Below are 19220 nucleotides of genomic sequence, written 5' to 3'. Positions count from 1 at the left end.
ACGCATGCATGCGGGCGGTCGCGGCAATGGCTCGATGCGGCGATTGCGCATGAATGCAACACAACGTTCACATCCTCCCGCGCCGCCGGCGCAGATCAGACCGCGTCGTCGGCACGCGTTTGCACCTCGATTGCGCCGTCGAATCCGATGCGCACCGCAACCTCGATCGGCCGGCAGCAGACGTGGCAGTCTTCAATGTAGTCCTGGTCGCCGGCGGAATCGTCGATCTGCAGCTCGACCGGTTCGCCGCAATACGGACAGCGGATCTCGCGTGCAGGCAACATCCGGAACCTCCAATGGCATGGCCAGGTACGTCAGCGCGATGATGCGCGCCGACCCCGGCTATCGTACCCTCCCCCGTTCAGCCCCGTCGGAGATCTTCCCGTGATCAAGCACCTGCTCGCCACCGCCTGCGCGACCATCCTGCTGGCCGCCTGCAACGGCGATACCACTGCATCGTCCCCGACGCCGGCGGAGCCGAGCGCGGCGATGCAAACGACGGCGGCCGATGGACGGCCGTTCGCCGTCGAGAAAGTGGCGCGGTTCGCCGAGCCTTGGGCCATGACGTTCCTGCCCGACGGTCGCCTGCTGGTGACCGAGAAGGCCGGCACCCTGAAGCTGTACGATCCCGAGCGCGACACGCACGGCGAGATCGGCGGCGTCCCCCAAGTCGCGTACGGCGGCCAGGGCGGTTTCGGCGACGTGGTGCTGCATCCGCGCTTCGCCGACAACGATACGGTCTACATCAGCTATGCCGAAGCCGGCGACGGCGGCGCCGGCGCGGCGGTCGCACGTGCGAGGCTGGCGCTCGACGGCAGCGGCGGCGGCGCGCTGGAGAACGTCGAGGTGATCTGGCGCCAGGCGCCCAAGGTCTCCGGCCAAGGCCACTACGGCCATCGCATCGCCTTCGATCGCGACGGCATGCTGTGGATCACCTCCGGCGACCGGCAGAAGTTCGACCCGGCGCAGGACATGCAGGCCAGTCTCGGCAAGGTCATCCGCCTCAACGACGACGGCAGCGTGCCGGCCGACAACCCGTTCGCCGACCAGGGCGGCGTGGCCGCGCAGGTCTGGTCGCTCGGCCACCGCAATCCGCTCGGCATCGCCTTCGACGCCGACGGCCGGCTGTGGGCACCGGAGATGGGCCCGAAGGGCGGCGACGAACTCAATCTTGTGGAGAAGGGCGTCAACTACGGCTATCCGATCGTCTCCGACGGCGAACACTACGACGGCAACCCGATCCCGGACCACAGCACCAATCCCGACTACCGCGCGCCGGTCATCAGCTGGACCCCGGTGATCTCGCCCGCGGGCTTCATCATCTACGACGGTGGGCAGTTTCCGGATTGGCAGGGCAACGGCTTCATCGGCGGACTGTCGTCGCAATCGCTGGTACGGATCGCCTTCGACGGTGACAGCGCGCGCGAAGCCGAGCGCTTCGACATGGGCACGCGCATCCGCGAGGTGGAGCAGGGCCCCGACGGCGCCCTCTGGTTGCTGGAAGATGGCAGCCGCGGCAGTGAAGGGCGGCTGATGCGGCTGACGCCACCAGGGGCCGGAACGGCCGACGCGGACGCGGGTGCCTGACGCAGCGGTTGCGGGAGCCGAAGTGTGCGCCGCCTGAAGGGAACAAGTTCAGGCGCGGCACGTCGGACGATCATGGTGCGGCCCACCCTATGACCCGCATAGGGTGGGCCTTGGCCCACCGCAATGCTCATCGGCGGGAACCAAATCGATCACGTCTCAGCGCCAGACGCGCCGGCACTGCGTTTCAACGACACGATCACCGGTAGCTTCCTGCCGGTCGCCCTGGACCTTGCGGCCGATCGCGCCGCCGGCGACCGCGCCGCCCACCGTGGCGAGCTTGCGTCCATCGCCGCTGCCGACCTGGTTGCCGACGAGGCCGCCGATCACGGCACCCGCGGCCGTGCCGCCGACCCGATTGGGATCGGTGCTGTTGCGCTGCACTTCCACGTCCTCGCAGACGACGCGGCTGCCGTCGGCGAAGCGGCGGCCATCGTCCTCCGGACCGTAGACTTCGGCCTGCGGTGCGGTTTGCGCCGGCTGCGCGGTGGTCTGCGCCTGTATGGCACCCGTGGCGGCGAACGAGACGACGCCCAGGCAGACGAGTGTTCGAATCACTTTCATGGCACTGTCCTCCACGCTGGCATGGCATGCGTAATGCTCGCACCGGGCATGCAAATGCGCGGTGAAACGCGAGCTACCGACGGCGGGGACAATTCGAAGCGACGGACGCGGAACGTCCGCGGGACTGCCAGCGTTCGCGATCCGCGTCGGCCCGGAAAACTGGACGCGCGCTGAATCATCATCCATTCGCCTGCTACGCCTGCCCTGCGACCGCGCCAGCACGCTCGACCCTCACCACCCGGATGCATCGATGCGCCATGCCCGGCGAGGGAGGCGGCAGGCGCGCACTGCTGCGGCGGCCACTGTTCGTGCACACGTCCCGGCAACCGCGCACCACTCACCGCTCATCGACGGAACGGATCAACGATCGCGCATCGGCGCCAAGCCGACGGGTAACATGCCGGCTCCCACCACGACGATGAGCTTGCGATGGCCGACTGGCGACGCCTGGTCCGCGACATTCCCGATTTTCCGCGTCCCGGGATCGTGTTCAAGGACATCACTCCGGCACTGGCCGATGCCGGCGCGTTCGCCGCCGCGGTCGCCGAGATGATCGCGCCATGGCGCGGTGCAGGACTGGACGCGGTGGCCGGCATCGAATCGCGTGGCTTCATCCTCGGCGCAGCGATGGCGCAGGCACTCGGGACCGGGTTCGTACCGATACGCAAACCGGGCAAGCTGCCGGCAGCGACGCTTGCGCAGGACTATGCGCTCGAATACGGCAGCGACCGTCTGGAAATGCACGCCGATGCGCTCGCGCCCGAAGCACGGGTGCTGATCGTCGACGATGTCCTCGCCACCGGCGGCACGCTGCAGGCCGCGCTGTCGCTGCTGCGGCACCAGGGCGCGGCGGTCGCGGGCGCCGCGGTCCTGGTCGAGCTGCGGGCGTTGCAGGCGCGTACGCGCTGGCGGGAAGCGACGCCGCTGCTGGCGGCTGCCGATCTCTGAGCGCGTCGGGGACGCCACTCGCGCATCCAGCCGATCAAGGCACGCAGCCTCTCGACTTCACCGTACCCTCACCTCAAACCCAGGCTCCGCACTTCCGGCGCCTCCCACTCAGAACGGTCGAGTGACCAGCCCAGGCCGATACGCGGGCGGCGGCGGAGCGGCCGGCAATGCGGGCCGGCATGCGGCCGCAGCGCCGTGCCGGGCCACCCGCGCGCCCGGATCCATGCCCCGGAAGCCGTATCGCCGCCACGGCACGGCTCCGGAGCTTCGACTATTCTGCCCGGATGAAGCCTGCACAGACCCTACTCCTGGTCGAGGACACGAGGGGCGACGCACTGCTGTATGCCGCGTTGCTCGAGCGGGCGACGGATACACCGCGGCGGGTCGACCTCGCCTCCACCCTGGCGGGCGCCTCGCACATGCTCGCCGGCAGCCACTACGATGCGGTGCTGCTCGATCTCGGACTGCCTGACTGCAACGGCCTGCAGGGGGTGGAGAGTATCGTGGCGCGTCACCCGGACCTGCCGGTGATCGTACTGACCGGACAAGACGACCCGGCGATCGGCGAGCGCGCCATTGCCGCCGGCGCCCAGGACTACCTGCACAAGAGCGAGGTGAAGACGGGCACGCTCGAGCGCGCGCTGCGCTACGCCTGCGCCCGGCAGCGTCTCGAGAACGATGCACGCCAGGCCCGGCAGGAACTGCAGGCGCTGTTCGACCGTAACCCGCTGCCGGTCCTCGTCTACGACGAGGAGAGCTTCGCCTTCGTCGCCGTGAACGATGCCGCACTGGCGTTCTACGGCTACGAGCGATCCGCATTCCTGGCACGGACCGCGCTCGATATCCGCCCCGAGCAGGAGCGCGCCGATTTCATCGCGGTGCTGCAGTCGGGGCGGCACGATGGCTTCAATGGCCGCGACTGGCGGCATGTGCTCGCCGACGGCCGCATCGTGCCGGTGCGCGTGCATTCCGAGCCCATCCTCTTTCATGGCCGTCGCTGCCGGATCGCGATCGTGCACGACGTGACCGAGCAGCGCCAGGCGCAGCAGCGACTGGAGGAAAGCGAGCGCCGCTATCGCGACGTCTTCGAGCAGAGCCTCGGCTGCATCTGCGCGCACGACCTGGACGGCGTGCTGCTGGCGCTCAATCCCGCCGCCGCCGACGCGCTGGGCCGCGATGCGAGCCGGATGATCGGACATCCGCTGTCGGACTTCCTGCCGCCGGCCGCCCATGGGAGCTTCCGCGCGTATCTCGTCCGCATCCGCGAACGAGGCGAGGACCGCGGCCTGATCACGCCCCTGCACTGCAGTGGCCAGGTACGCACCTGGATGTACCACAACCGGCTGCATCGGCGCGCGGGCGAGGCGACGATCGTGCTGGGCTATGCCCAGGACGTGACCGACCAGCTGCGGACCGAGAAGCAGCTGCGCACCAAGAGCGCGGAACTGGAGGCGGTGAACGATTCGGCACCGATGGGCCTGTTCCGCGCCGACGCGAACGGTCACTGCACGTATGTCAACCGCACCTACGAGCAGATCTGCGGCGTGCCGCAGGCGCAGGCGCTCGGCGACGGCTGGGCGCAGGCGCTCCACCCCGGCGACCGCGAGCGCACGATGGCCGAGTGGGCCCAGGCCATCGCCCGCAAGGAAGAACGATTCATCGGCGAACAGCGCTTCCTGCACGCGGATGGCCGCGTCGTCTGGTGCCGGATGCATGCCGCGCCGATGATGGTCGACGGTGACCTCACCGGCTTCGTCGGCACCCTGCAGGACGTCACCGGCGAACGCAACGCACAGGCGGCGCGCAGGCGTGGCGACCGGCGCCTGGCGACGCTGGCGGATGCGCTGCCGCTGCTGCTGATGTTCCTCGACCGCGAGGGCCGGGTGGAGTTCGTCAACCGCGGCTGGTCGCACGAGCTCGGGCGTCCGCAGGAACAGATGATCGGCAAGCCAATCGTCGATCTCATCCAGCAGCCGGCGACGCCGTACTTCGTCGAGGGCCTCGCTCGCGCCATGGCCGGCAAGGAGTACAGCATCGAGTTCGAGGACCCGCACGGCGCGATCCTGCGCACCTGGCACGCGATCTTCATCCCTCAGCACGACCACGGTGGCCGGGTCGACGGCATCCACGTGATGCTGCGCGACGTGACCCTGGACCGCACGCGGCAGCGCGAACTCGCCGACCGCGCCGAGCGCGACGCCCTGACCGGCCTGCTCAACCGCTCGGGCTTCGAGGCCCACGGCCACTACCACTGGCAGCTGGCGGCGGACCTGCATCATGCGATCGGCGTGTTCTTCATCGACCTCGACGGCTTCAAGGCAATCAACGACGAGCTCGGTCATGCCGCCGGCGACGACCTGCTGCGCGACATTGCCGTCGGACTCTCCGAGACGCTGCGCGCCGACGATGTCGTCGGGCGCATGGGCGGCGACGAATTCGCGGTGATCGCACTTCATGTCACCGACGACGATGCGGCACGGAGCGTGGCCCACAAGATCATAGGCGCGATCGAAGCGGCTGCCGCACGGCATTCCGCCCGCACGCGGGAACCGGTGTCCTGCAGCGTCGGCTATCACGTCGCCGACAGCGCCGCGGTCTCGCTCGGGGAAGCGCTGAAGCGGGCCGACGAGGCGCTCTACGTCGCCAAGCGCGGTGGCAAGCGCCGCGCCACTGGCTGGCCGGGGGGGCGTCACCTCGCCTGACCCGGACGCCAACCAAGTGCCCGACGGGCGCCGGGAGAGGCGCTCATCACGTGCCTCCCGACGCAGTCGCTGCCCATCGCGGACTGATACCGCCGTCACGCCGCCGATGCTGCAATAGTCGCCGTCTCCGCAAGACACGAGGTCGCGATGAAGCGCGCGCGGTTCTCCACCGTCCCTGCCGGTCTGCTGCTCGCGGCCTGCAGTAGCGGCGGTCCGCCACCGGGTGACGCCACCCTGGCTGCGCAGCAGCTGCCGACACCGGGCACCTATGCGCCCGGCACCGGTCCGGCCCCGGTACTGCCGGAACCGCAGACGTCGCTCATCCCCACCGTCAACATCGCGCCTGCGGTCGGCTGGGCGGACGAGGCACGACCGACGCCCGCCGAAGGCTTCGTGGTGACCGCGTTCGCACGCAACCTGGCGCATCCGCGCACCGTATACGTGCTGCCAAACGGCGACACGCTGGTCGCCGAAAGCAATGCACCCCAAGACCAGACGAAGCAGGGCCTGAAAGGCAAGGCGATGAACGTCGTGATGAAGCGCGCTGGCGCCGGCGTCCCCAGCGCCGACCGCATCACCCTGCTGCGCGACGAGGACGGCGACGGCGTCGCCGAGACGCGCACCGCGTTTCTCGAGAACCTGAAGTCGCCGTTCGGCATGGCCCTGGTCGGCGATACGTTGTACGTCGCCAACGCCGATGCACTGGTGAAGTTCCCGTATGTCGAGGGCACGACCGAGATCACCACTGCGCCGGTCGAGGTCGCCACGCTGCCCGGTGGCCCGATCAACCATCACTGGACCAAGGCGCTGCTCGCCAGCCGCGACGGCAGCAGGCTGTACGTGGGCGTCGGCTCCAACAGCAATGTCGGCGAGAACGGCATGGAGGCGGAGGTCGAGCGCGCCGCGATCCTCGAGGTCGACGCCGCCAGCGGGGAGACCCGGGTGTTCGCTTCCGGTTTGCGAAACCCGACCGCGCTGGACTGGAACCCGGAGACCGGCGAATTGTGGGCGGTGGTCAACGAGCGCGACGAACTCGGCAACGATCTGGTGCCGGACTATCTCACCTCGGTCCGCGAAGGCGGCTTCTACGGCTGGCCGTACAGCTATTTCGGCCAGCATCCGGACCCGAACTTCGACGCCGACGAGCAGCGGCCGGACCTGGTGGCGAAGGCGATCGTGCCGGACTACGCGCTGGGATCGCACGTCGCGCCGCTCGGCCTCGCGTTCTATGCGGCCGACGCGGATGCGCGGGACGCACTGCCCGGTCGTTACCGCAACGGCGCCTTCATCGGCCTGCACGGTTCCTGGAACCGCGACCCCAAGAGCGGCTACACCGTGGCGTTCGTGCCCTTCGCGAACGGCCGGCCGGCGGGGCCGATGGAGGACATCCTCGGCGGTTTCGTCAACGCCGACGGCGAGGCGCAGGGGCGCCCGGTCGGCGTCGCCGTCGATGCGCATGGCGCGGTGCTGGTGGCCGATGACGTCGGCAATGCGGTCTGGCGGTTGCAGCCAGAAACGAGAAGTGAGAAACGAGGAGTGAGAAGTGAGTGAAAGCCGCCCACGGACATGCCCCACTCTCTCGTTTCTCACTCCTCGTTTCTCACTCCTCGCTCCCCGATGAACTCCCCGACTTCCACGCCCGCACAGCCCGGCAGTCCCGGCCACGGCCGCATCGAGGCGATCGACTTCGCCCGCGGGCTGGCGGTGTGCCTGATGATCCTCAGCCACGGCGTCAACGGCCTGCTGCAGTTCGAGGATTTCAGCGACTGGGGCATGGTGCCGGTGCACGCGATCACCAAGTTCTCCTCGTCGCTGTTCATCATGGTCTTCGGCGTTGCGCTGGCGGTGGCATTCGTGCCGAAGACCGGCACCCCCGACTGGCCGCGGCGGCGCAACCGGCTGTTGTGGCGCGGACTGGTGGTGCTGTTCTGGTACAAGGTGCTGACCGTGGTGGAGCTGTACGCGCAGCACGATCGCGAGGCGATCGTCGACACGCTGCTGTACCGCAACTTCCCGTCGTATGCCGAGATCCTCGGCTTCTACGCCATCGCGCTGCTGTGGATCCCGTGGCTGCTGCCATTGTGGGCGCGCACGCCGGCGCTGCTGCGCTGGGCGAGCCCGGTGCTGCTGGCGCTGGCATCCTGGTGGCTGCTGGAGCATTTCGACTTCTGGGGCATCCCGCAGCTGCAGGCGCTGCTGGTCGAGCATCCGGACTACTACACCTGGGGCCAGCTCTCGCGGGGTCCGCTGGTGCTGCTCGGCCTGCTGATCGGCGGGCTGGTGCTGCGCTACTACGGACGCGTGCGCACGCGCTTGGCCCTGGCCGGCGTGCTGGCGCTGGCGGCCGTGGCGCTGCTGGTCGCCTTCCGCGTGCTGGCCGGCGGCGACCTCGACGAGCAGTTGCAGGCCATCGCGCGCAATGCCGGCAAGCATCCGCCGGAGTTGATGTTCATGCTCTTCAGCCTGGGCGGCGCGCTCGGCCTGCTGTCGTTGGCGATCGCCGGCGGCGAGCTGCTGGCGCGCGCGTTGCGCCCGGTCACGATCATCGGCAGCGACGCGCTGATGGCGTTCATCTTCCATCTCACGGTGATCTTCGTCCTGTTCCGCGAGGTGCTCGGTTATCTGCACAGCGTGTCCTATGCATTCGCCCTGGCCCTGAGCCTCGGGCTGATCGCGGCGACGGCGGCCTGGATCTGGCTGCTGCAGCGGATTCAGCGCAGGTGATGAGGTGCTCGCGTAGCATCCGCGGCCGATGATCAGCGTCCTGCGCACATGCTTCGCTGCGCTGCTGCTGGCCGCCGCCGGCCAGCCTGCCGCCTCGTCCGCCCCTGCCCTGCCCGTTCCCGCCCTCGTCGCGCCGGAACCGCAGTGGGCCGAGCTGCTGCGCACGCGGATCGAGGCCGCAGACGCGCGTTTTCCGGGCGAGATCGGCGTCTACGTGCACCACCTCGGCCGCGACGAGTCGTTCTCGTTCCGCGCCGAGGAAAGCTGGTACCTGGCATCCGGGATCAAGGTGCCGGTGGCGATCGCGGTGCTCCGCCGGGTCGAGCGCGGCGAACTGCGCCTGGGCGATCGCGTCCGCCTGCGGGCCGACGATTTCGTCGACGGCGCCGGCCCGACCAATGCGCAGCGCGTCGGCACGCCGCTGCGGGTGGACTGGCTGCTCGAGAAGATGCTGGTCTACAGCGACAACACCGCCACCGACGTGCTGATCCGCAGCGTCGGCGTGGACGCGGTGAACGCGGTCGCGACCGAGCTGCTGGCCACCGACGACCTTTTGATCACCACCCTGGCCGACGTACGGCGTCGCGCCTACGGCATGTTCCATCCAGGCGCCTCCGCGCTCGATGCGCAGGACCTGCTCGCCCTGCGCCGCGCCGCCGCCGGGCCAGCGCGCGTGCGCCAGCTCGCGGAGCTGCTGGAGGTGACGCCCGAGGATTTCCTGCTGCCGGATCTCGACAGCGCGTTCGATGCCTATTACGAGACCAACGTCAACGCCGCACCGCTGCGTGACTTCGGCCACATGCTGGCGACGCTGTCGGATGGACTGGCGCTCGGGCCGGAAGGCACCGCCTATCTCCTCGACCTGATGTCGCGGGTGAAGACCGGCGCCAAACGCATCAAGGCCGGGCTGCCGCCCAACGCCGTCTTCGCCCACAAGACCGGCACCCAGCATCGGCGTGCGTGCGATCTGGGCATCGTCACCATGCCGGTGGACGGCGCCGTCGAGCGCGTGGTGGTCGCGGCCTGCGCGCGCGGCGCCGCCTCCAACGCTGCCAGCGAGCGCGCGCTGCGCGAGGTTGGCGTCGCCGTCACCGCATCCGGCGTATTGACCCGGAGGACGCCGGCGATGATGCGGCCGACGATGAGGACATGGGGTCCGCGATGAGGACATTGCCGATGCACCGGTTGCTGCTGATGCTGCTCGCCGCCGCGGTTCTGGCGGGATGCCGCTCCGAGGAGGTGCCCGAGCGCGGCGTCGTCGAGACGCCCGCCGGCGCGCCCGCGCCGCCGTGGGCGAAGCCGCTGGACGCCGCCGCCGCTCGCATCGACGACGACATGCCCGGCGATTTCGGCGTGTACGTGCGCCGGCTCGGTGACGAGGCCGGCACGCTCGACCGCGGCGGCGACCGCCGCTGGTACTTGTCGTCGACCATCAAGGTGCCGGTGGCGATCGCCGTGCTCGAACGGGTCGATGCCGGCGAGCTCGCGCTCGACCAGGAACTGGTGCTGGCCGAGACCGACTACGTCGACGGCGCCGGCGACCTGCTCATGCAGGACCCCGGCACGCGCTACAGCATCGCGACGCTGCTGCAGAAGTCGCTGCAGGACAGCGACAGCACCGCCACCGACATGCTGATCCGGCTGCTGGGCGAGGACGCGCTCAACGACCGCATCGTCGCCTGGGTCGGCGATGGCTTCGGCCCGGTCACCACCATCCTGCAGGTGCGCTACGACGCCTATGGCGCGCTGCATCCCGGCGTCGCTGACCTGTCCAACATGGACCTGGTGCGCCTGCGCGAAGCCGAATCCCGCGATGCGCGGCTGGTCAGGCTGGCCGGGGCGCTCGGCGTGGCGCGCGAGGAGCTCGACGCCGACAGCCTGGAGGACGTGTTCGACCGCTACTACGAAACCGGCAAGAACGCCGCCACGCTCGAGGCCTACGCCACGATGCTGGAGAAGCTGGTGACCGGCGAACTGCTGTCGGCAGAGAGCACGCAGCGTTTGCTCGGCCACATGCGCGCGATCACCACCGGCGAACGCCGGATCCAGGCCGGCCTGCCGGCCGGCGCCGATTTCGCGCAGAAGACCGGCACCCAGATCGATCGCGCCTGCAACGTCGGCATCCTCGATCCGGACCGCGACGCCGGGAACACCACCGTCGTGGTCGCCTGCGCCGAGGGCTTCGGGGAGGACATCGGCCACGCCGAAAGCGCCTTCCAGGCGCTCGGACGGGCACTCGCGGAGGCCGGGCTCGCGACCTAGTCGCGGCTACTGGCCGTCGGGTCGGCGCGGCCAGGTCCATGCCGCACTGCGCGCCCGCATGCGCTGGGATGCCGCAGCGCCCATGCCGTCGCTGGCGGCGATCCTGGCGATCGCTTCGACGTCCGCAGCGGGTTTGCGCCGAGCGGCCGGCCTGTCGGTGAAGCCGGCGGCCCGCCCAAGCCCTTGGGCGGGCCTGCGCGTGGGATGGCCATCCAGGCGGGTCGCCAGGGGAATGGGGCCCGCCTGTCCACGCGCGTGACCGGCCAGGCAAGCTTGCCTGCCGGTGCCGGCGGCGTCGTTGGGAAGATTCCGAAAAATGGCATCGCCGCGACCGCCCGGCCGCTGCGTGGCACGTCTCCGCACACATCTGCATGTACGCATCGTCGATCCCGTGCTTGCTAAGGTGCGCGAATCGATCGCCGCCGTGGCCCAGATGCCGAACGCTTCCGCCTCCAGACCGCACGCGCCGCAGGAATCCAGCCCGGATCCGAAGCCGGCCGCGCCGGAAAAGCCGCTGCCCTCCGACTGCTGCGAAAGCGGTTGCGAGACCTGCGTCTACGATCTCTACGCCGACGAGCTGGCGCAGTACCGCGCCGCCCTGGCTGCGTGGCGGGCACGGCATCCGGAGAGCGGCGCGGAGGATTGAGGCACAGGGTGCAGGAACCGGCCGCCGCCGGCCCAGACGCGGCCGACACGCACCGGCGGATAGCATGATCCGCGCCCACCGTTGCGATCGACCATGAGCGATTCGAACGAACGTCCGGCCCCAGGGGCCACCATCGCCGGCCTGGAAGACCTGCTCGAGCGCCTGGCCGAAGCGGCGCGACGGGAGGGACAGGTCTCGGTCGCGGAGATGCTGGCGGCCGCCGGGCAGCGCTCGTTCGGCGTCTTGCTGCTGGTGCCCGGATTGATCGTGCTCTCGCCGCTGAGCGGCATGCCCGGGTTGCCGACCGCGGTGGCGGTACTGGTCCTGCTGGTGGCGGTGCAGCTGCTGTGCCGGCGCCATCATGTCTGGTTGCCGGAATGGGCGCTGCGGCGCTCGGTGTCCACCGGGCTGCTGCAACGCGCGGTGCGTATCCTGCGGCCGGTGGCGCGCGTGGTCGACCGCCTGACGCGGCCCCGCCTGCGGGTACTGGCCGATGCCGAAGGCCTGGCGCTGTATCCGATCGCGCTGCTCTGCCTCCTGATCGCGCTGACGATGCCGCCGCTCGAACTGATTCCCTTCGCCAACTCCGTCGCCGGTGCCGCGCTGACCGCGTTCGGGCTGGCGCTGGTCACCCGCGACGGGTTGCTCGCGCTGGTCGCCGGCGCCATCTGCGCCACCGGGTTCTGGCTGGCCGCCTCCAGCATGCTGTCCCTCGCCTGAGCGGCCATGCCTGTCTTGCGGCGCAACGGCATCACGGCGCGGCCACGTTTGCCGCGGTTCAATGCGCCTTCCGCATCGCAACCGGAGTTCCTCCATGAGCCGCTATCGGATCGCCGTGGTGGTCGGCAGCCTGCGCCGCGATTCCTTCAATCGCAAATTCGCGCACGCCCTGGCGCGGCTGGCACCGCCCGAATTCGCGTTCGAGCAGGTCGAGATCGGCGACCTGCCGCTGTACAACCAGGACGACGACGACAATCCCGCCGAGCAGGTGAAGCGGCTGAAGGCGGAGATCACGGCGGCGGACGGACTGCTGTTCGTCACCCCCGAGTACAACCGCTCGGTCCCGGGCGTGCTCAAGAACGCGCTCGACCACGCCTCGCGCCCATACGGCGAGAGCGTGTGGAAGGACAAGCCGGCGGGCGTGGTCGGCGTGTCGATCGGCGCCATCGGCACTGCGGTGGCGCAACAGCACCTGCGCAACAGCCTTGCCTACCTGGACGTACCGACGCTCGGCCAGCCCGAGGTCTTCCTGAAGGCCGACGCGCTGTTCGACGACGACGGCAACATCGACGAGGGCAGCCGCGAATTCCTGCAAGGCTGGATGGACCGTTTCGTCGCCTGGGTCGAGCGGCACGCGGGCGGCGCGGCGCGGGAATCGCGATAAGGATCGCCAACGCCACCCGAGCAGGTCGCAAGGCGCCCGCGTACTACTGCAGCGCGCGCTCGATGTCCTCGAGCGGCGCGTTGGTCAACGTCTTGGCCATCTCTGCCAGCAGGCGCTGCGTGGTTTCCTTGTGCAGCATCGGCCGCATCCGGCCGAGCGTCTGTGGATCGGCCATCAGCACCAGGTGCGCGTAGCGATCGTTCAGCGCGCCCTCGTTCAATCCCTGCGCGAGCTGCTTGGCGAAGGTGGCCTCGTCGATCTGCATCCCGCTCGACTCCGCCGGCATCGACCCGCCGGGGCCGTCGTCGTTCATGTTCACCAGCTCGAGCATGGCCTCTTGCTTCAGCGTGAGCGTGCGGTCGTCGCCGACATTGCGGAATACGCGCGCGCCGCCGCCGTCGGCGACCACTACCAGTGTTCCGGCAGGGATCTTCATCGTGACCTCCTCGATCGATCGGGCGCCGCATCGGCGCGGGAGCTTCGAGTCTAGGCAGTCGGACGTGATGGTCGCGCCACTTCCCGGAACGCATGCGCATGCCACGACGCCTGTCGCCGACCATCGGCCCGGATCAGAGCGACGCCAGCGCCCGTGCGATGTCGTCGCCGTCGGTGGGCCGCACCAGCCGCGCCACTTCCTCGCCGTCGCGCAGGAACACCAGCGTCGGCCACAGCTTGACCCGGTAGGAGCGACCCAGCGGTCGCCCACTCCCGTCCTCGACCTTGAGATGGCGTACGTCATCGCGTGCCGCCAGTGCAGACTCGAGCAACCGCTGCGCGGCGATGCAGTGCCCGCACCAGGGCGCGCCGAACTCCAGCACGGTGCGACCGGGCAGCGCATCGACCGTGTCGCGGGTTGGCTCCTGATCGGCGTAGGCGGACGCGAAGGGCATGTCACTCCTCGATGGCGCGGCACGCGAGACCGCTCAATCAATCGTCGCGCTTGCCGCCGTCGTCGCCGGTGTCCGGCGGAACCCTGCGGGTCCGCGTCGGGCCGTGCACCAGGCTGGGATCGTTGCTCTCCCCGGACAGGTTGCCTCCGCGCGCGAGCTCGCTGCCCTTGGACGCCTTGGGGTCGTTCACCGCGGTATGCGCGGGGCCCCGGTGGTCCCTTGGGCGCGGGACCTCGTCCGGCGCCGGCTGCTTCCGGTCTTCGTGGTCGCGCTTCTTGTCGCTGCTCATGGCCAACGTCCGTTGCGAAAGACCTCATCCTGGCAGGACGGCGGTGAAGCGGCCGGCAAGGGATCGTCGGTCGGCAGGTCGTCCCGGCGGCGTCGGGCTAGACGATCTCGCCGCTCCGATGCAGCGCATCGAGGATGATCTGGACGATTTGCGAGCAGCGATCGCGATCACCGTGCGTCAGCCATGCCAACTCGGCGATCTCGGCGTCGGCCTGCAGTTCCCCGTCGTAGTCGGCGGCGTAGCAGGCCATACGCACCTGCGTTCCCTCGGGCTTGCCGTGCGCCTGCGCCTCGAAGGTGCCGACCGCGCGCAAGGTGGCCGGACGCAGCGATACGCCGAGCTCCTCGTGGATCTCGCGCCGCACGCAGGCTTCATCGGATTCACCCGGCTCACGCTTGCCGCCCGGCAGATAGAACGCATCCTTGCCATGCGAACGCACGCACAGCACGCGGCCGGCGTCGATGTGGATCCAGGCGACCTTGTCGATGGCCGGCATGGGTGATCCCATTCAGTGGACGGGCGCGATGGCGACCGCAACCGCGCGGCCGATCGCGCGCCCATTATGACGCGGAACGACGGTTGTCCACGGTGCGCACCTGCGTTCCCGGGGGCGTGGCGAGCGTCTATCCTGTCCTGCATCCGCAGCCGGGAAGACATCCATGAACCGATCGCGAGACCTGCCGACTCGACCACTCGGTCGTCCCCAGGCCGCACGCGCGCGGATCCGCCGGTGACCGGCGTCGTCCGCTGCGCCTGGGCCGAAGGCGATCCGCTGATGCAGGACTACCACGACCGGGAATGGGGCGTGCCGGTACACGACAGCCGGATGCTATGGGAGATGTTGATGCTCGAAGGCTTTCAGGCCGGCCTGTCGTGGCGCACCATCCTGCACAAGCGTGAGGCGTTCCGGCGCGCCTTCGCCGGATTCGATCCCGAGCGCGTCGCCCGCTTCACCGACCACGATGTCGACCGGCTGATGCAGGACGCCGGCATCGTCCGCGCCCGCGCCAAGATCGAGGCCACCATCGGCGGCGCGCGCGCGTACCTGGCGATGCGCGAGGGCGGCGAGGACTTTGGCGGGTGGGCCTGGGCGATGGCCGGCGACCGTGCCCGCCGCAGGCGCGGACCGGTGCCGGCCAGCACCCCGGAGTCGGAGCGACTGTCGAAAGCGCTGAAGCGGAAAGGCTTCAAGTTCGTCGGCCCAACCATCACCTACGCCTGGATGCAGGCGGTGGGCATGGTGGACGACCACCAGGACGATTGCTTCCGGCGCCGCAGGTAAATTCCCCGCACCAGAAGCGCTGGCCCGTGGCCAATGCGGTTGAACCTTGTCAGCACGCCAGGAAACCGCGCCACGGGCGGCACCCGCTTCCCGGCTGAAGGATGGATAAATTTCCGCTTCGGCGGCGGTGCTTTTTCACATCGGCCCCGGTCTTGCTGGGCGTAGCGTGCGCGTGCAGACAGGTGTCTGCGCACGCAACAGCACTCGGAGAAGTGGCAATGAATCGCAACGACAACAAGCGTCCGCAAAAGACGGCGCAAGGCAACCCCGCAACGCCGGCCGGAAAGAAAACCGCGCCGAAGACCGGGCAGCAGAGCGGACAGCAGCCGGATCGCAAACAGCCGAAGACCACACGCTGATCCGGATCCAACCTCGAGCCGAACGCGCGCCCGGCGCGGCCGGGCGCGCTCGCCACGTGCCCACCGATTGAACCACGCATCATGAATGCGCCGCACCGCGGGCGCAGCGCCGTTTCACGTGCCTGACGCATCGCCGCATGCACGCTATGGCCGAGACAAGCGCCATACGCCTGTCATGGAGAGCGTCATGATGCAGAATCCGAACCCGCCGGTTCCCGGAGAGGTCCCCAACCCGGGGCGCGACCCGACGCCCGATCGGCCGAGCGACCCGATCCCGGACCGGCCCACCGACCCCACCATTCCGCCGATCCGCGATCCCGACAGCGAACCGGACGAGCCGGGTCGCGGCCCCGAGGATCCGACGCCGGACCCGCCGCCGCCGGAAAGAAGAGCGTAGGCAGACCGCGACCTCGGGCGACCGGGGCGACCGCCCGCGTCCATGGGGACGGCGGGGACGGCTACGCGGTGCGGCCCACGCAGGGTGAAAGCTTCGGCTGCGCGTCTTCTACGGGTTCGTGGCGGCCGGCCTGCCGCGCAGCCGTTGAAACAGCGTCACGGCGCCGAGCACCAGTGCGCCCGCGAAGATCCCCACCAGCGCGTTGGCGAGCGCGCTCGTCAGCGTGCCGGCCAGCCCGCCCGGCAGCAGGCCCTCGATGGCGTGGTGCACCGGCGGGAGGCTGTGCACCAGGATGCCACCGCCAACCAGGAACATCGCCGCGGTGCCTGCGATCGACAATCCGCGCATCAGCCATGGCGCCCCGGCCACGATGCCGCGGCCGAGCGCGGCCGACAGGCCGCCGCGGCCGGCCAGGTGCAGGCCCAGGTCGTCGAGCTTGACGATCGCCGCCACCAGGCCGTACACGCCGACCGTCATTGCCGTCGCGATCGCCACCAGCACCAGCAGTCGCTGCGTGAACGGCTCGTCGGCCACCACCCCGAGCGACAGCACGATGATCTCGGCCGAGAGAATGAAATCGGTCCGCACCGCGCCGCGGATCTTGTCCTTCTCGCGCGCGACCACGTCCACGCTTTCGTCGACGACGGCTTGCAGATGTTCCTCGTGGCGCTTCGCGTCTTCTTCCTTCGAGTGCAGGAATCGGTGCGCCAGCTTCTCCACGCCCTCGAAGCACAGGTAGGCGCCGCCGATCATCATCAGCGGCACGACCGCCCATGGCATCCAGGCGCTGATCGCCAGTGCCGCCGGCACCAGGATCGCCTTGTTGCGCACCGAGCCCTTGGCCACCGCCCAGACCACCGGCAGCTCGCGATCGGGCTTGACCCCGGTGACCTGCTGCGCATTGAGCGCCAGGTCGTCGCCGAGCACGCCGGCGGTCTTTTTGGCCGCGACCTTGGTGAGGAGCGAGACGTCGTCGAGGATGCTGGCGATATCGTCGAGCAGGGTGAGCAGGCTGGCGCCGGCCATGTTGTCGTCCGACAGCTGGGGGTTGCGCGATTCTCGCCGATTATGCGTGACGGTTGCAGGCGATCTTCTCCTCGGCTATGCGCGACGCACACGCGGACCGGTCAGTGCGTCCGACCGAACGGCTGCAACGGCGATCCGCCCCGGAGGACGTGGAATGGATGGCGTCGATGCTGCGCTGGGTCGACGCCGCCGCAGCGCAATAAGCCGCTTGCCGGCGTGCATCCTTTTCCGGCACGGCTCCTGACTTTCTTGCCTGCAGCGGTCTACGGTGCGTCGGACGTCCGTTCCATCGCGATCCAGGCTTCGACGCTGCGGCGCAGCGTCTGTAGCGGGATCGTGCCCTGGCCCAGCACCACGTCGTGGAACCGGCGGATATCGAAATCGTCGCCCAGCGCCTCCTCGGCCTGCTGTCGCAGCGCCACGATCTCCAGCCCACCGGAGTCGTACGCGGTCAGCTGGCCGGGCAACATCGCCATGCGGTCCACCAGCGCCTCGGTTTCGTCGGCGCCGAAGCGGCCGGTCTCCATCAGATAGTCGATGGTCTGCTGCCGGCTCCAGCCCAGCACGTGCAGGCCGGGGTCGGCCACCATGCCGCGCGCGGGCCAGGCGCGGCGCTGGATCTTGGCGTAGTCGTTGCTGTAGATGCCGGCCTCCTCGGCCAGCCGTTCCGAATAGCGCCCCCAGCCCTCGGCATAGGCCGAGTTGAAGCTCATCTTCGCCAGCGGCGTCTTCTCCAGCGCCAGGGCGGAGGCGAACTGCATGTGATGGCCGGGATACCCCTCGTGCACGGCGGTGATCTCGGCGGAGCCGCGGGTTTCGTCGGCCCAGCCTTCACTGTCGATTCGGTAGTAGGCGGGGCGGTCGACATCCGCCGAGGGCTCGTAGTGGGCGCTGGTGCCCGAGCCGCGCATGAAGTCCATGAACGGCTCGGACAACATTTCCTGCTCGGGCATGGACAGGAACAGGCGGGCACTGGCTTGCCGGGCGCGCGCTACCACCTCGCGCGAATAGTCGATCAACGCCTGCTCGCTCTCGAAGCGGTTGTCCGGCGCCTCACGTACGCGCCGCAGGATCTGCGCGAGGTCGCGCGTGCCGAATGCGCGCTCGCCCATGGTCTCGATATCAGCGATATTGCGCGCAACCGCCGCAGCGCCGATGTCGTGGACCTCCTGCGCGCCACGGTCGAGCGTGGTGTAGAGCCGCAGCGAGGCCTGGTAGCAGGCTTCGCCATCCGGATTGGCCGAGACCGCCAGCGCCTCGCGCGCATGCGGCAGATAGTCGGCCTCGAGGAAGGCGCCGAAGCGCGCCAGCGCCGGATTGACCTCGTCGGCGATAACGGTCCGGAACGCCTGCGCGAAGGCGGCATCGTCGCTGCGCTTGGCAGGCTCCGAGAGCGGCGAGTCTTCCGGTGTTGCCGAGGCCAGGCCTGTGACCTGTCCGATCACGCGCCGCACCACGCTGCGCGGCGCCGACCAGCCGCCCTCCAGCCCGCGACGCAGGTTGGCGATCTCGCGATCGACCAAGTCAGGCACCGCCGACCAGCGCTGCAGCGCCTGGGCACGTTCTTCGGCGCTGCCGACCGGCTGTTCCCTCGCCACGTGCGGCAGCATCAAATGCCAACCGCTCATGTGGTTCACGTCCCAGAGTTCGCTGCGGCACACACGGTGCTGGATACCCGCTTCAAGCCGCTCGGTCAACAGCGCATGGTCGAGCCGGGCGGTCGAGCGCTCCAGCGCGGCAGGATCGAGCGCGCGCAATTCGGTCAGCAGCGCATCCTCGATCGCCTCGTGGCGTGCGATCGCCTCCGGGCTGCGATCGGGCCAGCGGCGGTGATCGGGCGCCGGCAATCCCCACAGGTAGGCGCTGGCAGGGTTCTGTTCCAGCGCCAGCGCCACCGCGCGGTCGGCGAGTGCCGTCATCTGCGCGTCCGACGCCATGACGGGCATCGCGCCCAACCAGACCAGCGCCAGTCCCGCTACGATTGCCTTGCGCATCATGTTTCTCCTCCGGTATCAGGGATGCGGTCCGCGCGCCGCACCGCGGGTCGGGAACGACGGATGGCGCGATCTCCGATCAGCCGCCAGCCTACCGGAAGAGGTGGCGACGGCATCTGCCGAAAGGCACAGGCGCTCGCGCAGTCACAGCATGTGACCTGCAGCAGCG

At 69.5% G+C, this 19220-nt stretch carries 21 protein-coding genes; 13 read left to right on the top strand and 8 right to left on the bottom strand.

The features are described from left to right. Positions 1 to 95 precede the first annotated feature (95 nt). The gene (locus FXO19_RS08480) at positions 96 to 284 is read right to left on the bottom strand and encodes a CPXCG motif-containing cysteine-rich protein (RefSeq protein ID WP_149194644.1); all 189 of its coding nucleotides are present in this window, start codon (positions 282 to 284) and stop codon (positions 96 to 98) included. A gap of 100 nt (positions 285 to 384) precedes the next feature. On the opposite strand from FXO19_RS08480, the gene FXO19_RS08475 reads away from it, so the two are divergent. Beyond that, on the top strand, positions 385 to 1587 hold the full coding sequence (locus FXO19_RS08475) for a PQQ-dependent sugar dehydrogenase (RefSeq protein ID WP_425481458.1): 1203 nt from the start codon (positions 385 to 387) through the stop codon (positions 1585 to 1587). 156 nt (positions 1588 to 1743) lie between these two features. On the opposite strand, the gene FXO19_RS08470 is transcribed toward FXO19_RS08475, so the two are convergent. Then, on the bottom strand, positions 1744 to 2148 hold the full coding sequence (locus tag FXO19_RS08470; protein WP_149194643.1) for a glycine zipper 2TM domain-containing protein: 405 nt from the start codon (positions 2146 to 2148) through the stop codon (positions 1744 to 1746). Between the two features lie 429 nt (positions 2149 to 2577). Between FXO19_RS08470 and FXO19_RS08465 the strand changes: the two genes are divergently transcribed. The 9 genes from FXO19_RS08465 (at position 2578) to FXO19_RS08425 (ending at position 12814) form a co-directional block, all read left to right on the top strand. Next, positions 2578 to 3096 carry an adenine phosphoribosyltransferase gene (locus FXO19_RS08465; protein ID WP_149194642.1) on the top strand — a complete coding sequence of 173 codons (519 nt, stop codon included), beginning with the start codon at positions 2578 to 2580 and terminating at the stop codon, positions 3094 to 3096. A gap of 284 nt (positions 3097 to 3380) precedes the next feature. Continuing rightward, positions 3381 to 5798 carry a PAS domain S-box protein gene (locus FXO19_RS08460; RefSeq protein ID WP_187775702.1) on the top strand — a complete coding sequence of 806 codons (2418 nt, stop codon included), beginning with the start codon at positions 3381 to 3383 and terminating at the stop codon, positions 5796 to 5798. A 147-nt stretch (positions 5799 to 5945) separates the two neighbouring features. Continuing rightward, a complete protein-coding gene (locus FXO19_RS08455) occupies positions 5946 to 7349 on the top strand; it encodes a PQQ-dependent sugar dehydrogenase (protein ID WP_149194640.1) in 1404 nt (467 codons plus the stop codon). A 66-nt stretch (positions 7350 to 7415) separates the two neighbouring features. Next, complete coding sequence (locus FXO19_RS08450; protein ID WP_149194639.1) at positions 7416 to 8522, top strand: acyltransferase family protein; 1107 nt, start codon at positions 7416 to 7418, stop codon at positions 8520 to 8522. A 28-nt stretch (positions 8523 to 8550) separates the two neighbouring features. After that, a complete protein-coding gene (locus tag FXO19_RS08445; protein WP_149194638.1) occupies positions 8551 to 9687 on the top strand; it encodes a serine hydrolase in 1137 nt (378 codons plus the stop codon). Positions 9688 to 9698: 11 nt separating this feature from the next. After that, on the top strand, positions 9699 to 10784 hold the full coding sequence (locus FXO19_RS08440; protein WP_255516350.1) for a serine hydrolase: 1086 nt from the start codon (positions 9699 to 9701) through the stop codon (positions 10782 to 10784). A 403-nt stretch (positions 10785 to 11187) separates the two neighbouring features. Next, on the top strand, positions 11188 to 11430 hold the full coding sequence (locus tag FXO19_RS08435) for an oxidoreductase-like domain-containing protein (protein WP_425481457.1): 243 nt from the start codon (positions 11188 to 11190) through the stop codon (positions 11428 to 11430). Positions 11431 to 11523: 93 nt separating this feature from the next. Beyond that, positions 11524 to 12150, top strand: coding sequence for an exopolysaccharide biosynthesis protein (locus FXO19_RS08430; RefSeq protein WP_149194636.1), 627 nt, complete (start codon positions 11524 to 11526; stop codon positions 12148 to 12150). A 94-nt stretch (positions 12151 to 12244) separates the two neighbouring features. Further along, on the top strand, positions 12245 to 12814 hold the full coding sequence (locus FXO19_RS08425; protein ID WP_149194635.1) for an NADPH-dependent FMN reductase: 570 nt from the start codon (positions 12245 to 12247) through the stop codon (positions 12812 to 12814). Between the two features lie 43 nt (positions 12815 to 12857). On the opposite strand, the gene FXO19_RS08420 is transcribed toward FXO19_RS08425, so the two are convergent. From FXO19_RS08420 to FXO19_RS08405, 4 genes are all read right to left on the bottom strand, one after another. After that, positions 12858 to 13250, bottom strand: coding sequence for a host attachment family protein (locus FXO19_RS08420; protein WP_149194634.1), 393 nt, complete (start codon positions 13248 to 13250; stop codon positions 12858 to 12860). Positions 13251 to 13383: 133 nt separating this feature from the next. Continuing rightward, complete coding sequence (locus FXO19_RS08415; protein ID WP_149194633.1) at positions 13384 to 13704, bottom strand: thioredoxin family protein; 321 nt, start codon at positions 13702 to 13704, stop codon at positions 13384 to 13386. 37 nt (positions 13705 to 13741) lie between these two features. After that, complete coding sequence (locus FXO19_RS08410) at positions 13742 to 13993, bottom strand: hypothetical protein (RefSeq protein WP_149194632.1); 252 nt, start codon at positions 13991 to 13993, stop codon at positions 13742 to 13744. Positions 13994 to 14090: 97 nt separating this feature from the next. Beyond that, a complete protein-coding gene (locus tag FXO19_RS08405) occupies positions 14091 to 14489 on the bottom strand; it encodes an NUDIX hydrolase (RefSeq protein WP_149194631.1) in 399 nt (132 codons plus the stop codon). Between the two features lie 234 nt (positions 14490 to 14723). On the opposite strand from FXO19_RS08405, the gene FXO19_RS08400 reads away from it, so the two are divergent. The 3 genes from FXO19_RS08400 (at position 14724) to FXO19_RS08395 (ending at position 16031) form a co-directional block, all read left to right on the top strand. Beyond that, positions 14724 to 15275, top strand: a complete 552-nt coding sequence (locus FXO19_RS08400) for a DNA-3-methyladenine glycosylase I (protein ID WP_255516349.1) — start codon at positions 14724 to 14726, stop codon at positions 15273 to 15275. A gap of 218 nt (positions 15276 to 15493) precedes the next feature. Further along, the gene (locus tag FXO19_RS19220; protein ID WP_187775701.1) at positions 15494 to 15634 is read left to right on the top strand and encodes a hypothetical protein; all 141 of its coding nucleotides are present in this window, start codon (positions 15494 to 15496) and stop codon (positions 15632 to 15634) included. Between the two features lie 85 nt (positions 15635 to 15719). Next, positions 15720 to 16031, top strand: a complete 312-nt coding sequence (locus FXO19_RS08395; RefSeq protein WP_149194629.1) for a hypothetical protein — start codon at positions 15720 to 15722, stop codon at positions 16029 to 16031. Between the two features lie 108 nt (positions 16032 to 16139). On the opposite strand, the gene FXO19_RS08390 is transcribed toward FXO19_RS08395, so the two are convergent. Both FXO19_RS08390 and FXO19_RS08385 read right to left on the bottom strand, forming a co-directional pair. Beyond that, complete coding sequence (locus tag FXO19_RS08390; RefSeq protein WP_149194628.1) at positions 16140 to 17057, bottom strand: DUF808 domain-containing protein; 918 nt, start codon at positions 17055 to 17057, stop codon at positions 16140 to 16142. 263 nt (positions 17058 to 17320) lie between these two features. After that, complete coding sequence (locus FXO19_RS08385) at positions 17321 to 19051, bottom strand: DUF885 domain-containing protein (protein ID WP_223115463.1); 1731 nt, start codon at positions 19049 to 19051, stop codon at positions 17321 to 17323. Positions 19052 to 19220 lie beyond the last annotated feature (169 nt).

It is taken from the genome of Luteimonas suaedae (genome assembly GCF_008312895.1).
Classification (GTDB): domain Bacteria; phylum Pseudomonadota; class Gammaproteobacteria; order Xanthomonadales; family Xanthomonadaceae; genus Luteimonas; species Luteimonas suaedae.
The sequence above is the reverse complement of the archived record's forward strand: the minus strand, read 5'-3'. Positions and strand labels throughout refer to the sequence as shown.

Coding starts and splice junctions, on each gene's coding strand:
- FXO19_RS08430 (WP_149194636.1), top strand. CDS start 11,524: ATGAGCGATTCGAACGAACGTCCGGCCCCAGGGGCCACCATCGCCGGC.
- FXO19_RS08445 (WP_149194638.1), top strand. CDS start 8,551: ATGATCAGCGTCCTGCGCACATGCTTCGCTGCGCTGCTGCTGGCCGCC.
- FXO19_RS08480 (WP_149194644.1), bottom strand. CDS start 284: ATGTTGCCTGCACGCGAGATCCGCTGTCCGTATTGCGGCGAACCGGTC.
- FXO19_RS08395 (WP_149194629.1), top strand. CDS start 15,720: ATGCGCCGCACCGCGGGCGCAGCGCCGTTTCACGTGCCTGACGCATCG.
- FXO19_RS08420 (WP_149194634.1), bottom strand. CDS start 13,250: ATGAAGATCCCTGCCGGAACACTGGTAGTGGTCGCCGACGGCGGCGGC.
- FXO19_RS08470 (WP_149194643.1), bottom strand. CDS start 2,148: ATGAAAGTGATTCGAACACTCGTCTGCCTGGGCGTCGTCTCGTTCGCC.
- FXO19_RS08465 (WP_149194642.1), top strand. CDS start 2,578: ATGGCCGACTGGCGACGCCTGGTCCGCGACATTCCCGATTTTCCGCGT.
- FXO19_RS08455 (WP_149194640.1), top strand. CDS start 5,946: ATGAAGCGCGCGCGGTTCTCCACCGTCCCTGCCGGTCTGCTGCTCGCG.
- FXO19_RS08415 (WP_149194633.1), bottom strand. CDS start 13,704: ATGCCCTTCGCGTCCGCCTACGCCGATCAGGAGCCAACCCGCGACACG.
- FXO19_RS19220 (WP_187775701.1), top strand. CDS start 15,494: ATGAATCGCAACGACAACAAGCGTCCGCAAAAGACGGCGCAAGGCAAC.
- FXO19_RS08425 (WP_149194635.1), top strand. CDS start 12,245: ATGAGCCGCTATCGGATCGCCGTGGTGGTCGGCAGCCTGCGCCGCGAT.
- FXO19_RS08405 (WP_149194631.1), bottom strand. CDS start 14,489: ATGCCGGCCATCGACAAGGTCGCCTGGATCCACATCGACGCCGGCCGC.
- FXO19_RS08390 (WP_149194628.1), bottom strand. CDS start 17,057: ATGGCCGGCGCCAGCCTGCTCACCCTGCTCGACGATATCGCCAGCATC.
- FXO19_RS08385 (WP_223115463.1), bottom strand. CDS start 19,051: ATGCGCAAGGCAATCGTAGCGGGACTGGCGCTGGTCTGGTTGGGCGCG.
- FXO19_RS08440 (WP_255516350.1), top strand. CDS start 9,699: ATGCACCGGTTGCTGCTGATGCTGCTCGCCGCCGCGGTTCTGGCGGGA.
- FXO19_RS08410 (WP_149194632.1), bottom strand. CDS start 13,993: ATGAGCAGCGACAAGAAGCGCGACCACGAAGACCGGAAGCAGCCGGCG.
- FXO19_RS08460 (WP_187775702.1), top strand. CDS start 3,381: ATGAAGCCTGCACAGACCCTACTCCTGGTCGAGGACACGAGGGGCGAC.
- FXO19_RS08450 (WP_149194639.1), top strand. CDS start 7,416: ATGAACTCCCCGACTTCCACGCCCGCACAGCCCGGCAGTCCCGGCCAC.